Source organism: Desulfosalsimonas propionicica, assembly GCF_013761005.1.
Lineage (GTDB): Bacteria > Desulfobacterota > Desulfobacteria > Desulfobacterales > Desulfosalsimonadaceae > Desulfosalsimonas > Desulfosalsimonas propionicica.
The window spans coordinates 11390-26058 of the sequence record NZ_JACDUS010000011.1; the positions used below are offsets into that span (position 1 = coordinate 11390).

The 14669-nt window shown below is 57.1% G+C and carries 11 protein-coding genes; 3 read left to right on the plus strand and 8 right to left on the minus strand.

The window, feature by feature from the left end:
- Positions 1 to 4: 4 nt before the first annotated feature.
- The 5 genes from HNR65_RS14500 to HNR65_RS14520 all read right to left on the minus strand — a co-directional run bounded on the left by HNR65_RS14500 (position 5) and on the right by HNR65_RS14520 (position 6949).
- Positions 5 to 874, minus strand: a complete 870-nt coding sequence (locus HNR65_RS14500) for a lysophospholipid acyltransferase family protein (protein WP_181552242.1) — start codon at positions 872 to 874, stop codon at positions 5 to 7.
- Positions 871 to 3918, minus strand: coding sequence for an MMPL family transporter (locus HNR65_RS14505; RefSeq protein WP_181552243.1), 3048 nt, complete (start codon positions 3916 to 3918; stop codon positions 871 to 873). Before HNR65_RS14505 ends, HNR65_RS14500 begins: the two co-directional genes overlap by 4 nt.
- Positions 3919 to 3986: 68 nt before the next feature.
- Complete coding sequence (locus tag HNR65_RS14510) at positions 3987 to 4760, minus strand: glycosyltransferase family 2 protein (RefSeq protein ID WP_181552244.1); 774 nt, start codon at positions 4758 to 4760, stop codon at positions 3987 to 3989.
- Entirely contained in the window at positions 4750 to 6522 is a 1773-nt protein-coding gene (locus HNR65_RS14515; RefSeq protein ID WP_181552245.1) for a DegV family protein, read from the minus strand. The genes HNR65_RS14510 and HNR65_RS14515 overlap by 11 nt, the downstream gene beginning before the upstream one ends.
- A gap of 1 nt (position 6523) precedes the next feature.
- Positions 6524 to 6949: an acyl-CoA thioesterase gene (locus tag HNR65_RS14520; protein ID WP_181552246.1), complete on the minus strand. Its 426-nt coding sequence runs from the start codon at positions 6947 to 6949 to the stop codon at positions 6524 to 6526.
- Positions 6950 to 8289: 1340 nt separating this feature from the next.
- Here HNR65_RS14520 and HNR65_RS14525 point away from each other — a divergent pair.
- Positions 8290 to 8529: a helix-turn-helix domain-containing protein gene (locus tag HNR65_RS14525; protein ID WP_181552247.1), complete on the plus strand. Its 240-nt coding sequence runs from the start codon at positions 8290 to 8292 to the stop codon at positions 8527 to 8529.
- Here the strand turns inward: HNR65_RS14525 and HNR65_RS14530 are convergent.
- On the minus strand, positions 8526 to 9281 hold the full coding sequence (locus HNR65_RS14530; protein ID WP_181552248.1) for a lysophospholipid acyltransferase family protein: 756 nt from the start codon (positions 9279 to 9281) through the stop codon (positions 8526 to 8528). The two genes, HNR65_RS14525 and HNR65_RS14530, sit on opposite strands and share 4 nt — an antisense overlap.
- 101 nt (positions 9282 to 9382) lie before the next feature.
- Here HNR65_RS14530 and HNR65_RS14535 point away from each other — a divergent pair, with 101 nt between their 5' ends.
- Positions 9383 to 9889, plus strand: a complete 507-nt coding sequence (locus HNR65_RS14535; RefSeq protein WP_181552249.1) for a DUF456 family protein — start codon at positions 9383 to 9385, stop codon at positions 9887 to 9889.
- A 362-nt stretch (positions 9890 to 10251) separates the two neighbouring features.
- Positions 10252 to 12126, plus strand: coding sequence for a 3-deoxy-7-phosphoheptulonate synthase (gene aroF, locus HNR65_RS14540; RefSeq protein ID WP_181552250.1), 1875 nt, complete (start codon positions 10252 to 10254; stop codon positions 12124 to 12126).
- 180 nt (positions 12127 to 12306) lie between these two features.
- On the opposite strand, the gene HNR65_RS14545 is transcribed toward aroF, so the two are convergent.
- Complete coding sequence (locus HNR65_RS14545; RefSeq protein WP_181552251.1) at positions 12307 to 13941, minus strand: FmdE family protein; 1635 nt, start codon at positions 13939 to 13941, stop codon at positions 12307 to 12309.
- Positions 13942 to 14023: 82 nt separating this feature from the next.
- Positions 14024 to 14668 carry a cytochrome b/b6 domain-containing protein gene (locus HNR65_RS14550; RefSeq protein WP_181552252.1) on the minus strand — a complete coding sequence of 215 codons (645 nt, stop codon included), beginning with the start codon at positions 14666 to 14668 and terminating at the stop codon, positions 14024 to 14026.
- Position 14669: the final 1 nt, after the last annotated feature.

Genomic DNA, 14669 nt, shown 5'->3' on the forward strand with positions numbered 1-14669 from the left:
GTCCTTAGCGGATAAAGGGTTCAAAATGATGCCACTGGCAGGGGTGTGCCAGTACCGCCTGCTCCAGCAGGCGGGTGTATTGCCGGGCGGCATCCGCTATCTGCCGGTCGCGCCCGGGGCCTTTTTTCCCGGCCGGCGCAATGGGCGGGTGGATGATAAAGCTGTAATGGTGCTCGCCCGTGCGAACGGCAAAAAACACGTAAATCGGTGCTTTGGTGGCCGCAGCGAGGGCAAAGGGCGCCCTGGGCAGCCGTACCGGCCGGTTGAAAAACGTGGTTTCCACATATGCCTGGATTGCGTCCCGGAACCGGTCGCCGGCCATGGACAAAATCCAGCCCTTTCGCAAATATGCCATGGCCTCGATGATTTCCATGGGCGAGCCCTGGCGGTTTTGGCCCGCAATCACCCTTACCCCGCTTTTTCGCAGGCTTTGTTTCTGTGTGCCCTCGATTTGTTCGTTCTGTTTTTCCCCCATGACCAGAAGCAGGGGCACGCCCTGCTCTTTTAGCAGCCGGGCGGCCACCTCCCAGTTGCCCACATGGCTCATGAGCAAAATCCCGCCGGTGCCGGCTTTTATGCAGGCCTTCAGATGCTCCAGGCCTTGGGCGGTGTAGGTGATACGGTTTTTATGTTCCAGCAGGTAGCGGTCCACGTAAAGATGGGTAAAGCTGTGAAACTGCCGCCACGCACACCAGATATGATACCATGCCGGCCGGCCGGGAAAAAGGGTTCTGTAAAAGCGCACGCTAACGGCCACCCGGGGCGGGAAAAACAGAAAATAGCCGGCTGCAATGGTGCGCACGGCTGCATAAAAGACCCAAAGCCCGTATTTTTCAGAGCAGTATACCAAAATCCGATAAAACAGGCGGATCATCGGGTTTCACCATAACTTTGGGGTTTTCGGGCGGCAAACCATTTTTCTTCCCGCCCCTGGCCCGAGTCCTGCACATGGCGGATTTCAAAGCCCGTAGATGTCAACAGATCCCGGATTTGGGCCTCGGTTCGGTCATGGCGCGCAATTCCCCGGATTTTTAAGCGCAGGATTTCAACCCGCCGCAGAAATGAATCTTTTGCTTCTCTGAGCACGGCCGCGCGCATGATCAGCCGGCCGCCCGGCTCCAGGCGGTCTTTTGCAGCGGCCAGGGTTTGGGCGGCGGCGTGGTCTGAAAGGTAATGGAGCATGTCGATCATCAGGGCGGTGTCTGCGGGATGGTCCGGTGCCGGCAGGTCCGGGGCTGCAGCCTGCCATATGGTTCCCTGATCAGCCGTGATGCGGCGGGCAAACCTTACCCGTTCAGCATCCGGGTCCATGCCGGTTATCCGGATTTTCGGGTCCATGGCCAGCAGCCACCCGGCGGTGATGCCATAGCCGCACCCGATATCCAAAACTGTTCCGGGCTTGTCCAGAAACCCGGGCAGCTCGGTAAACATGGGATCCACCCGGCGCTTGATTGCCGCAAAAATCCGGGGAAAGACCTCGGTGTGCCGGTATATGCGGGCAAGGCGCTGTTTGTGTTCTGCAGACCCGGGCGCTGCCACACCCTGGCCCAGGACCGCGGGCTGAAACAGGAAATCCAGAATGGCCGGCAGCAGGCAGAAAGTGCCGGCCACCACGAACAAAACCGCAGGGGCCAGAATCAGGCCCAGGCTTTTCATGAGCAGGTGTTCTCCCGTGGCCAGGGCGGCAAACCCGATAAACGTGGATGCCGCAGCCAGAAACACGGCCATGCGGATATGGGCGAAATGCGGATGGGCAGGTGTGCCGTAGCGCTGGTAAGCCCGGACGAAATAAAGGGAATAATCCAGGCCCATGCCGAAAACCACCACCGAGAGCATCAGCCCGGGGATGTTTAACGGCTGGCCCAGCAGGTGCAGGAGGCCCAAAGTGCAGACCATGGCAAATCCCAGGGGCAGAAGCGAGACCGCTGCAAGGGTGAGATCGGCAAAAAACAGCACCAGCAGCACGGCTACGCCCGCGGCCACAACGGCAAACATCCGCACAAAGGTATCCGATAGCAGCACGCCCAGGTTTTGGGCGTAATAATTGGGGTCCAGCACGGAGATCTCCGGCCGGCCCGATGAAATCGTGTCAAAAAACCGGGCCGGGTCATAGTTTTCTCCGGGCACAAGGGAGGCAAACAGGATGCGGCCGTCTCCGGTCTTTTCAGAATAAATGCTTAGAAAATCAAAAAAACGTTCATCAAAGCGCATCTGCCCGGAATCGCAGTCCGTGGTTTGGCTTTCATAAACCTCGGCAAAATTCTCCGGGTTTATCCCCAGGGCCGCGGCCTGATCCATGATGCGGGAAACCACTTGCTTTTGTCCGGCATCCTGCCAGAATTGCCGCCATGCTTCCAGGTTGGTGCGGCAGCGCTTTGGGCCGGGAAACAGCATGGAGGGCAAAAATGCCTCTGAAATGCGGTTTTCAGCCATCTGGTCTTCGATTTCGGCGGCAAGCCGGTCGCTTGTCTGCTGGAGCTTTTTTTTGTTTTCCGCCCGGGCCATGACATGAACCCGGTCAAACATTTGGTTTCCCCAAGTGTCTGCGATCTTTTGTTCTGCGGCAAGGGTGTCTTTGCTCACGGTATTGATGGCGGAAATATCCACGCAGAAATCCGGCCGGGCAAAAAAGGCCAAAACTCCGGCCGCCAGAACGGCCAAAACCAGCTTGGGTTTTTTTCCGGACAGCACCGCATGGTCCACTGCGGTTTGCAGCAGCAGCCGGTGCTTGCGGCGGGCGCCTTTAAGCCCGGGCATCAGCAGGGGAAATCCGGTATGCACGAACAAAAAGGAAAACAAAATGCCCAAAGCGGCAAACTGCCCGATTTCCGCCAGTATGGGAAATCCGCTGAAAACCAGCAGGAAAAAGGCCCCCGCCGAGGTCAGCGCCGCTGCAAGGGCTACTGCCCATACCTCCCTGGAGGCGTGTTTGCCGGTTGTTTCATGTGGGCGGTCTGCAAACAGCAGATAGGAAATGCCGTGGTCAACTGTAATGGCCATGATGGCCCCGCCGAAACCCAGGGCCATGATGGTGATGGATTCGTGCCACAGGGCGTAAAACATCAGTGCGGCCAGGGTGCCGAACACCGCGGGCACAAATGCCAGAAGCCCGATTACGGGTCTGGGAAAGGCCATTATGAGCAGCACGGCAATGCCCAGGGCCGAAAGAAAAACAGCCTGCCTGGCGTCGTTTTTGGCCGCGGTTTCATTGTCGATCACCGCCCGGTAAGCGCCGGCTGCGGTCAGTGTCAGGTCCGCGCCCCGGGTGTCAACGTCCCGGGAAAGCGCCTGCCGGGCCTGGCTGATGGCCGTTGCGATTTCTTTGGCGGCTTCAGATCCGGTTGCGGCCCGGCCGGGATCGGCAATAATTAAGACATGGCCCAGGTCCCTGGAAAATAGCCGGCCCTTGTGAAATTCGATGTTTTTTGCCGGCATCAGGGCCCGGGTTTTTTCCAGGACCACGTCGCGCAGGCCAGCGGGATCAGCCAGGATGGCCCGGGCCCGGCCGGTGCTTTCCATGGTGTATAACCGGGACAGGTTTTGCCTGACCCGTTTTTCCAGCACCCCTTTTTCCAGCAAAGGGGCCGCCTTTTTTTCCAGGTCCCGGTCAGTGAGCAGGGCCGGCAGGTGTTGTGCCGCATAAAGATCCAGGGCGGAAAAAATCTGCCCGGCGTCTTTGAAACCCACGGCATCAAACAGCCCGGTGGCCTCCAGATACGCTTCCAGCCGGCCGGCAGCTGCAGAAAGCACCTCCGGGTCTGCGGGTTCAAGGCCCAGGTCGATCAATACCCGGTTCTGGTAGGGGTGGTTTAAAATGACTTCATGGCCGTCTGCCATGACCGGGTTGCCAGCGGGCAGGGAATGCAGGATGTTGGTTTCAATGCGGAGATCTGAGGCAAAAAATGCGAAAAGGGCCATTGCCGAAGCCAAGGCAAGGAGAAAAACACCCCGGAGCAGTGTTGATTTTTTTGTCAGCCCCGCTTGTGTCAATTTAGACCTTCCTTTGCGGACTTTCGCAGAAAATCCGCAAACCGTCGTGCCATTAGCCGGGTGAAAATTTTTGCGTTTCGAAGAAAGTCCAGTCCGGGGCGGAAATGGGAGATGCGCTGGTCAGCCGGCAGATAATGGACGCGAACCGGCACTTCAATTATGGCAACATCCTGGCAGCGGGCCCGCACCAGGATTTCCACCTCAAAGTCAAACCGGGTGCACACCGCCCCCCAGTGCAGGACCCCGGGCAGGGGATAGGCCCGGAATCCGCTCTGGGAATCGGACAGTTTGGGCCCGCCGCACACCCAAACCCAGAAGTTGGAAAACCGGCGGCCCATCCGGGAGCCGTATCGGATATGGGATTGCTCCATTCCCGTGCGGCAGCCAACGATCAGGGCGCGGCCGGAATCAGCCGCAGCCGCCATCAGGGCCGGGGCGTCGGCCGGATCATGCTGGCCGTCAGCGTCTATGGTCACGGCATAGTCGGCCAGTTGCGCCGCCGCTGCCAGACCGGTTTGCATGGCCGCCCCTTTGCCGGCATTGCGGGCATGGGTGATCACACAGATATCCGCAATCTGCCCGAGCCGGGCGGCGGTGTCATCTGTTGATCCGTCGTTGACCACGATAATATCTGCATCAAGCCCTTTGGCCCGGGATATGACCGCTTCTACGGAAGTGCCGTGATTGTAGACCGGGATCACGATGGCAAACCGGTGCTTTTGCGGCCCATTGTGCGCCGGGTCGGTTTTGGGGCCGGGTTTAGGATTCATGGACATGCAGGGGGTTTTGGGGGTTGTCCGCCCGCGGGTTGTCCCGGCACCAGGAAATAGCCCAGGCCCCCGGGCCGATGTGGACCCCGGAGGTCATGGACATGGGCTGGAGCAGGATTTCGGCTTCCGGAAAAAGTGCGGCGATCCGTTCCTTGACCGGGCCGGCCACCCATTGCCGGTTATCGGAATATTCCAGCAGCAAAAGCGGGTGTCGGGCGTGGTTTATGTCCTGCTGCAGCCTTTGTTCGGCAAATTTGATCTGGGCTTCGGCGTTGCGCACGATGCCGACTTTCTCCGCCCCGTGGGAAAGGGGGCTGATGACCGGTTTCATGTGGAGCATGTCGCCGAAAAAGGCCCCGGTTTTCGACATTCGGCCCCCTGCGGCCAGGTATTTGAGCTCGTCAAGAAAGATGTATTCCCCGCAGCGCTCAATAATGTGTTTTGCAAATGCGGGCACCCGGTCTGCGCTTTGAGCGCCGGCTGCATAGCGTGCAGTGGCCGCGGCTATGGCTGCCAGCCGGCCCGAGGCAGCGCCGGTGTCAATGACCCAAAACCGGTCTTCCGGGTCGTTTTCCGCCTTCCAGTCCATGGCCGCCTGGTAATTGCCCGTGTAGACCGAGCCCACGCACAGGTAAAGCACGCGGTCGTGCTGGGACAAAAGCCGGGCGTAATGCTGATGGCGCTCAAAATCAGAGGCCTGGGAAGTGGAGGCCCGCACGCCCCGGCGCATTGCTTTGTAAAGTTCCTCCGGGTCCAGGCATGTTTCCGGGATGCAGCGCTCACCCACGGTGACATAGCTTTCCAGCAGGGTAATGCCGAGCAGGCCGGCCAGGTGACGGGATATGGAGCCGGCCGCATCTGTGACAACATGCACCGGCGCAGCGGCGGCAGGAAGCCGGAAGGCGGCGGCCTGCTCGGCCATGTCGTCTTCGTTCCAGGAAACAATGCGGCCCATCTGCCCGAGCTGTTTTCGCGCAGCACTGCGGTCTGCGGTGTGCAGGTGAATTTTGGCGTACCCGCCGGTGTGAAAAACCGTCAGACTGTCGTGGTCTTCTGCGGCCGACGGCTCCTGTGCCCCGGCCCCGGGCTCCTTGTTTACTTCCACCACTGCATCCACACAGAAGCCGTTTTCCGCGGCCGCAGCATAATCCGGATCAATTTTGAGCCGGCCGGTAAATATTTCGTGGATGGGGAGAAAGCGGCGGCCTTGTCCGCAAAAATCCGTAAAAAAGCTTTCCAGAAACACGAACATGCCAAGGGCCCCGGCATCCACCACTTTGGCGGCGCTCAGTTCCCGGATTTGCCCGGTGCTGCTGTCAACTGCGGCCTGCATGGCATCTGTGACGGTTTTCAGGCCGCTTTGGGGGTTTTTCGGGTCTGGAAGATCAGCTATGGCTTCGGCAAAAGCGTCAATGACGGTGAGCATGGTGCCGGCCCGGGGCCTGGAAATTGCGCTGCGGGCATTCTGCGCCCCGGTTTGTGCGCACTGGTAAAGGGTTTTTACGCCGTTTGCGGCCAGAAGATCATAGACAAAACGGGCTGCGATGTTTCCGGAATTGCCCCTTGCAGCAAACAGAATCTGGTGCCCGGTTTTCTCCGGGCCCTGGTCTGCAACATTTCTGAGCGGGGCCAGGGTGATCATGAGGTTTCGGCCCGTATCCCCGTCTGCCACGGGAAACACATTGATCCGGTCAAGTACCGCCGACCATGCGGCCAGCCGCTCATAGCCGGTTAAAAGCGCATGGTGAAAGTCTGCTGTCATGTTATTCAAATCCAAGTGCATGCCGGATGGGATCCGGGATTTTAAACAAGGTCTCCATCTCCGGGATTTTTACGGCCGCCTGCTGGCTTTTGCCCTTGGCAATAACCCGGTTGTCTTCTGTGAGGCGGATGATAAAATCCACGCCGATTTTGTAGTCCACTGCCGTGAGTTTGGCCCGGCAGACAAACTCGTCGCGGAACCGCAGGGGAAACACGTGCTTGATGCTGGTGCGGATGATGGGGAAAATGTGTTGGGTGTCTGTGTAGACCCGGTAGAGGTCCACGCCCAGTTTCCGGAACAGGGCATCGCGGGTGATGTCAAAGTATTTGAAGTAATTCCCGTGCCACACCACTTCCATGGGGTCCAGGTCATGGAAGGGGACCGTGAATTTCACTTCACAGATTCTGTCGGTGTTTTCTGATTTCATAAATCCTGTCCGGCTGCATAAAAATCCCGTCTCCGGTCAAACGCCCGAGAGTGCGGGGATTGCTGTTACGGCGATTTGGCCAATTTACCGGCACAGGGGGCGGCTGTCAAGAAAGACGTTTACAAAGGTTACTGATCATTTCTTCGGCTTCGGCTGCAGGGCTTTCTTCCTTTAGGCCACCATGATTTTCAACCTGGAACAAGCCACAGCCGCATTATCCCAACGTCGGCATAAGCAGGGCATAATCAGCTTGGGGCGGTTTTCGCATGGGGTCGGGGCGGGGTGTGGTTTGTTTGTCTGCGGCGTGCTTTCGGCGATCGTCCCGGGGCTTTGGCTGGAATTTTAAAAACTCGGGCTGGTCGCCCTCAGACAGTTTAAAATTCCGGACGCCAAAGCCCTGGTCCGATCTTTGCCGAAACCGCGCCAATGCAGCCAAACAAACCACCCCCGCCCCTCCCCATGGCCAGGGATCTGGAAATATGCGTCAGCCAATATCTTCGGAAACCGGCCGCAGGGCTTTCTTCCTCCAGGCTGCCACCAATTTCAAGCTGGAACAAGCCACAGCCGCATTATCGCGAGGTCGGCATAAGCAGGGCATAATCAGGTTGTGGCGGTTTTCGCATGGGGTCGGGGCGGGGTGTGGTTTGTTTGTCTGCGGCGTGCTTTCGGCGATCGTCCCGGGACTTTGGCTGGAATTTTAAAAACTCGGGCGGATCGCCCTCAGACAGTTTAAAATTCCGGACGCCAAAGCCCTGGTCCGATCTTTGCCGAAACCGCGCCAATGCAGCCAAACAAACCACACCCCGCCCCGCCACATGGCCAGGGATCTGGAAATATGCGTCAGCAAATATCTTCGGAAACCGGTCTGGGGTTGATAGATTTGGAAAGGGGTCTCCATTGTGTTTTACTGAGCTGTCGAATTTGGGCGTGGGCCCCAAGGAAGCCCGAAGGGCGGGGGCGGGTTTTTGAAGCGACATTGAGAATTTTTGCGGGAAAATTCAACCGATGCCGGAGCCAAAGAAATTTCAAACTGTTTGAGGCCGACAGGCCGAGTTTTTGAAATTTCGGCGAAGGCATCGGCTGAATCCGCAAAAAGGCTCAGGAGCGAAAAACCCGGCCCCGGCCGCAGGGCTTTCTTCCTGACGGGGCTGTTAGTCCTGTTGGAAAGAGAAAAAAGAGCTTTATCAACTTTATTTGCGGTTTTTCAGGCGCATGACAGGTATTGGACAGGCTCGGCATCCGTGTCTTTTCCCCTTGATTTTTTCGGCCTGTTTTTCCTATAAAATAATTTGGAAAGCGAGTTGATGACAAATCCAAACAGGGATAAAGGAGATCCGTCCATGGCTGTATTCGCAGATGAACTCAAGCGGTTGAGACAGGCAAAACAGGTGAGCACCGCAGAGGCGGCCCGGGCTGTGGGAATCCCTCAGTCACGCTACAGTGAACTGGAAAGAGGCGTGCGCGTGGCCGGCGAGGGCCAGATTGAGCGGCTTGAAAAATACTATGAAGTGGATGCCGGAACCCTGGCAGCCCTGATGCAAAAGCAGTGGGACGAGCTGATGCAGGCAGTGGCGGCTTAACTGCCGTCTGCTGTTTGCTGTTTTTCTATATCGTCCAGTTCATGGATGATTTTTTCCCGCACCATTTGAGCGGTTTCCTCAGGGGAGAGGCCGGCGAATTCTTCATAGGCGATTTCGGGCATGACTCGCACCCGGATGTCGCATTTTCCGTGAAAATTGATGCTGTGCTTGGGCAGGGCTTTGTTGGTGCCAGAGATCACGATGGGCTGAATCGGGGCCTGATGTTCTGTAGCCAGGATAAAGGCGCCCGGCTTGAAATTTCGGATATTGCCGTCCGGCGACCGGGTGCCTTCCGGGAAAATCAGCACCGAACTTCCTTCATCCAGGGCTTTCTTGCAGTCCTTCATCATCCTGGCAATGCTTCGCTTGTCCCCGCGTTTTAATTCAATGTAGCGGTTAAACCGCATGTTCCACCCGATCAGGGGAACCTTGAAAATTTCGCTTTTGGACACAAACTTGAAGTGGCAAAACAGGTTAAACAGCACCAGGATATCGAGCAGGGACTGATGGTTGGAAACCACCACCCGGGCCTTTTTGGAATCGATGTGCTGCCGGCCTTCAATGCGGATTTTCCATGCCGGGATAATCCAGGTGTAGAGCGCCCCCCAGAAACAGGTAAACTGCTGGAGAATCACCAGCCGCCGGTCAAAGGCCACGGTGGCGACCTTGATGACAAGCGCGGCCAGAAAAAAGATCACAGAGGTGATGCCCACAAAGCTGAACCAGGCAATTGCAATCAAACGGTTTTTCATAAAAATTTCCGCCGGATTTAGGGTTCAAAGGAGGAAAATCATTTGGATGAGGTTATAAACGCGGATCAGCGGTCATTTCAAGGAAAAAATAGGGGCGGGAAATGGAAATAGCCGGCATGATGGCGCTTTTTGTGCTGATTTTGTGCTGCATTGCCGGCATTGTGCTTGTGCCGCTGGGCATGCCCGGCACCTTTGTGATTCTGGCCGGGGCGGTTTTCTACAACCTGATCCAAGGTGCCATGGTGTTTTCCCTGCTAGTTCTGGCACTGCTGCTGGGTCTGGCCATAGTCGGAGAAGTGCTGGAATATATCCTGGGGGTGAGCATGGCCACCAAGCGGGGGGCTTCCCGGCGGGCCGCATTTGGCGGCATTGTCGGCGGCATTGTCGGGGCTTTTGCAGGGGTCCCGGTTTTTTTGATCGGACCGGTCATTGGTTTGTTTGCCGGGGTTTTTATCGGTGCCTTTGTTGTGGAGCTGGCGGTGAAAAAAGATGCGGCCGCATCTTTTCGTTCGGCCACGGGCGCATTTTACGGGCGGGTAGGGGCCACGCTGGTCAAAACCCTGATCGGCATCACCATGGTTGTGGTTCTGTGCATGCAGGTGTTTTGATGGTTTTGCCGGAAAATCCACAGGTATTTTTTTTGGGGTTGACAGGCGCAGATAATAGGCATAATGATTTGAATATAATTTTTTGATAAAGGATTTTTTTCATGCAGCTGCATCATTGTACCGGCCATCAAAATAAATTTTTTACCGGACGCTTCTTTTTTGGTTTTAGAAGCGTCCATCCGGCGGTGTAGCTTGCAGTAAAAATCAACAGGCGCACACAACCCCGGGTGGACAGATCATGTCCGCCCGGGGTTTTTTGTTTAAAAGACCCCGGGGGATGCTCCCCCGGGGTCTTTTCGTCTGGCACCAGCCCGGGGCCCCGGCCAATAAAAATGTCATGTTTGAAACACAGGAGGTCAAAGATGTTAATCGTACTGGAGCCCGACATCACGCAGAAACAGAAAAATCACATTTACCGGATTTTGCGCGAAGGCGGCTGCATTTCCCGTGAAATTACCGAGGCGGGCCGGCAGATTATCGGCTCCACCGGTGATGCCGGCCGATCGCCTGATTTTTTTGAATCCCTGGAGGGCGTGGCCCGGGTGGTGCCGGTCAATACGGCCTTTAAGCTCGTCAGCCGGCAGATGCACCCGGAAGACACCCGCGTGCAGGTGGGTGATGTGTCTGTGGGCGGCGAGCGCATCGTGGTCATTGCCGGGCCCTGTGCGGTGGAAAACCGGGAACGGAGTCTGGCCATTGCCGGGCAGGTGCGTAAGTACGGGGCCGTGTTGTTCCGGGGCGGGGCGTTTAAACCCAGGACCTCGCCCTATGCCTTCCAGGGCCTGGGCGAAGAGGGGTTGAAAATCCTGGCCGAGGTGCGCCAGACCTTTGGCATGCCGGTGGTCACGGAGATCACCACCCCGGCCCAGGCCGACCTGGTGATGAAATACGTGGACGTGATCCAGATCGGTGCGCGCAACATGCAGAACTTTGAGCTTTTAAAGTGCGTGGGCCGGTTGGGAAAGCCGGTACTGCTAAAGCGGGGGCTTGCGGCCACCATCGAGGAGTGGCTTATGTCGGCCGAATATATTGTTTCCGAGGGAAACGATAACGTGATTCTCTGCGAGCGCGGCATCCGTACCTTTGAGCCCTATACCCGCAACACGCTGGATCTTTCAGCCATTCCGGTGATCAAAAACCTCACCCACCTGCCCGTGATCATTGACCCCAGCCACGCCACCGGAATCCGGGAAAAGGTCAGTCCCATGGCCCGGGCCGCCATTGCCGCAGGTGCAGACGGCCTGATGATCGAGGTCCACGATGATCCGGACCACGCCCTGTCAGACGGGGCCCAGAGCCTTTATCCGGAGCAGTTTTCCCGGCTCATGCGGGATTTGTACGTGATCTCCCCGGTGGTGGACAAGCAGCTGGATTTTGGATATCTTGACAAGGCCCGGGCCGTGGACCGCATGAAAAAAGCCGGCAACGGCCAGGGCCGGCGGGCAGCTTTTCTCGGCGAACCGGGCACCTACAGCCACAAGGCCTGCATGCAGTACTTCGGCGGCCAGGTTCAGCCCGTTCCCATGAACTCCTTTAAGGAAATCTACGAAACCGTCAGGGAAGGCGGGGCGGATTTCGGTGTGATCCCCCTGGAAAACTCCCTGGCCGGAAGCGTTCATGAAAATTATGATCTGCTGCTTGAATATGATCTGCGGATTGTGGGTGAAATCCTGCTGAGAATCGAACATCACCTCATCGGCCATCCCGGCGCACGGGTGGAAGACATCCGGCGAGTTTATTCCCATCCCCAGGTGTTTCAGCAGTGCCGCAGCTATATTGACCGTCATCAATGGGAATGGATTCCGGTTTCAGACACGGCCCGGGCGGTCCGGCTCGTCAAAGAGCAGAACAATCCGGCTGAAGGTGCCCTTGCCGGCCGGGACGCGGCCCGGATCCATGAAATGCAGATCCTGGAGCAGGGCATTGAAGCCAACGCCCGCAATTACACCCGGTTTGTGGTGATCGCCAGAGAGCCCATATCCGGCGGACAAAAAAACAAGTCATCGCTGATCTTTTCCACTGGAAACCAGCCCGGGGCCCTGTTTGAGGCCCTGAAAGTGTTTGCCGACAACGGCATCAACCTGGTCAAGCTTGAATCCCGGCCCATTCACGGCAAGCCCTGGGAGTACATGTTTTACGTGGACCTTGAAGCGGATGTGGACAGTGATGAACTGGCGCCGGTGATAAGGCAGCTGGCGCAAAAGATTGATTACTTAAAGATCCTGGGCAGCTATTGACGCGCACAAAAAAAAGCGGGAGCCCGGGGGTGAATCGGGCTCCCGCAGTGCCAAAGGGAGGGTGTCTCATGGCAAAAGCTGGAAAGAAATGGCCTGCTTTTCCGCTTTTGATCAGGAGTTGAAATAGCCCCTGATGAATTTACAATAACCACGAAAATCGCCGGTGCAATCCCCGAAGACCTACTTTCCAAACGGGCACTTGGGAAAGGTGCAGGCCTTGCAACTCAGGCAGAATCCACCCTGGGCATAGGCGGCCATGTCCTTTCGGGTCAGGTGCTGGCCGGCCAGCAGTCTCGGCAGAATCAGGTCCAGGCTCGTGGTTTTGTGAAACAGGGCGCACGCCGGAACGCCCAGAACCCGGGCGTGATTGATCCGGCCCACCAGGGTCATGGCCCCGGGCAGGATGGGCGCGCCGTAAAGCACATCTTCCAGGCCCGCGCGGATCAGGCCCGTGTGGGTCTGGTCATCCGGGTCCACGGACAATCCTGCGGTGGTGATGATCAGGTCCGCGCCGCAGGCAAGCAGGTTGGAGACCTCTTGTGCGATCTGGTCTGCCTCGTCTGCTGAAACCGCCGCATGCACCACCTGGCAGTTGAAGTATTCCACCTTGCGCCGGATCACCGGCTCGAATTTGTCTTCAATCAGGCCCCTGTACACCTCGGTTCCCGTGACCAGAATGCCCACTTTTGCCGGTTTGATGGGAAGAACCGTAAACAGGGGCGGTTTTTCAATGGTTTCCAGGGCATGTTCGAAATGGCTGCGGTCCAGATATAGGGGGATGGCCCGGGAGCCGGCAAAGGGCTTGTCCTTTTCCACCAGGATGTTGTTTTGCCGGCTGGTGCACATGACATTGGGCACCAGGTTGAAATTCTCCAGTGCGGCTGTGTCAATGGAAAGAAGCCCGGTCACCGAGGCGTGGAAATTGATTTTGCCTTCAGCAGGAGGGGCCGGGTAATAGACATTGGGCCCGGCCATTTTTTCGGCAAAGGCCAGCACAGCGTCGTTTTCATGGATCCAGCGATCTGAGGAAACCGGCGCGTCCTCGACGTAAACCCTGGACCGGCCCATCTGCTGGAGGCGGCACAGATCCCCGGCGCTGATTTCCTGGCCCGCCTTGAATTCCGGTCCTTTGGAAACCCCGGGCACGATCCGGGTCATGTCATGCAGGGCTTTTTTCCCCACGGCTTCCTCCACGGGAACAGCTGCGATTTCCGGTGCCGGCTGTTCGGCCAGGCAGTCATGATCCAGCACATGGCGGTACGGGGCCTCTCCCTGGCATCCCCGGCAGATGGAGCCGTCTTTTTTGGGATAGGCCTCCCCGCAGGCGGCGCATACGGCAATATCCCCCATTTCAGGCTTTTTGACCAGCCGCTGGCGGACATTGACCGGCATCACTGACAGGTATTGGTCCCCGGCTGCCTCGATTTCGGCAAAAAGCCGGTCTGTGTCCTGCTCCTGCTTGGTTGTGCGCTTTAAAAACCAGTCCCGGATTTCCTGGAAATCTTCAAGCTTGTCAAGCTCAATGCTCACCCGCCAGCCCGCAAAGGTGTACTTGTCATACAGGCTCAGGGCGTATCTGCCCAGGTTGATAACTTTCATCCAGCTGTTTCCGGTGCTGCACAGGGTCAGCAGCTGCACTGCGTCTGGCAGGCATTTGCCGGTTTCCACAACAGCTTCAAACAGGGTGCCTTCAGGCAGCTTCTCTTTGGCCGCCTCCACCATGTAGCCGCCGATGAGCAGGCCCGGGGCCGGGTATCCGTGAAACCGCCGGGCCAGTTCCATAAATTCCGAAAATGAGTATTGGCCGATGTTCATGATATAAAAGCCTTTCTTTGAGTATAAGTTCATTTGCCGGAATCGTTTATACTCCTGAAAGGCGCAGAGATAAAGTCAAAAATCAGGACCCGGCTTTTTCCCAGTCCTCAACCGCCTCTGGTTCCTCAAGATCCTCCCATCCCGTGATCATGGCCTTGAGATGCGCAAACACGGTTGCCCCGGTGGTGGTCATGTACACGTGAATGATGACAAAAACCAATATCGCATACGCCATGGCCGTATGAACAAAGGCCACCTGGGAAAGGGTCAGAAAATCCAGTCCCCAGGCCGCCCATGAATTGTAACTCCAGTACAAAAATCCGGAGATCATCTGTATGGGAAGCATCACCGCGGCCAGCGACAAATAGGTCAGCCGCTGGAGCGGGTTATGCTTGGCTTTTTTGCTTTTTGGCACCGGGTGGGTTTCGCCCCTGAAAATGCCGTAGCTGTAATAGCGGATCACAGTGAGCATCTTGCGCGTCGTGGGTATGTATTGTTTCCATTCCCCGGTGGTAAACATCCAGAAGGTGAAAAAGAAAAAAGCGATCAGCCATGCCAGGCCGGTAAAGTTGTGGATGTTCACCGCATCCTGAAACCCGCTCAGGACAAACATGCCGTGTACTTCCAGCCCGGTGGCCAGCAGCACCGCAATCAGTGCCATTTGCAGCCAGTGCCAGAAACGCTCGTAACGTGAATACAGGTAAATGCGCTTTGGTTGCCCGGTCATT

Bases quoted from the DNA above. Each gene is read 5' to 3' on its own strand.
- HNR65_RS14500 (WP_181552242.1), bottom strand. From the start codon at position 874: ATGATCCGCCTGTTTTATCGGATTTTGGTATACTGCTCTGAAAAATAC.
- HNR65_RS14505 (WP_181552243.1), bottom strand. From the start codon at position 3,918: ATGGCCCTTTTCGCATTTTTTGCCTCAGATCTCCGCATTGAAACCAAC.
- HNR65_RS14510 (WP_181552244.1), bottom strand. From the start codon at position 4,760: ATGAATCCTAAACCCGGCCCCAAAACCGACCCGGCGCACAATGGGCCG.
- HNR65_RS14515 (WP_181552245.1), bottom strand. From the start codon at position 6,522: ATGACAGCAGACTTTCACCATGCGCTTTTAACCGGCTATGAGCGGCTG.
- HNR65_RS14520 (WP_181552246.1), bottom strand. From the start codon at position 6,949: ATGAAATCAGAAAACACCGACAGAATCTGTGAAGTGAAATTCACGGTC.
- HNR65_RS14525 (WP_181552247.1), top strand. From the start codon at position 8,290: ATGGCTGTATTCGCAGATGAACTCAAGCGGTTGAGACAGGCAAAACAG.
- HNR65_RS14530 (WP_181552248.1), bottom strand. From the start codon at position 9,281: ATGAAAAACCGTTTGATTGCAATTGCCTGGTTCAGCTTTGTGGGCATC.
- HNR65_RS14535 (WP_181552249.1), top strand. From the start codon at position 9,383: ATGGAAATAGCCGGCATGATGGCGCTTTTTGTGCTGATTTTGTGCTGC.
- aroF (WP_181552250.1), top strand. From the start codon at position 10,252: ATGTTAATCGTACTGGAGCCCGACATCACGCAGAAACAGAAAAATCAC.
- HNR65_RS14545 (WP_181552251.1), bottom strand. From the start codon at position 13,941: ATGAACATCGGCCAATACTCATTTTCGGAATTTATGGAACTGGCCCGG.
- HNR65_RS14550 (WP_181552252.1), bottom strand. From the start codon at position 14,668: ATGACCGGGCAACCAAAGCGCATTTACCTGTATTCACGTTACGAGCGT.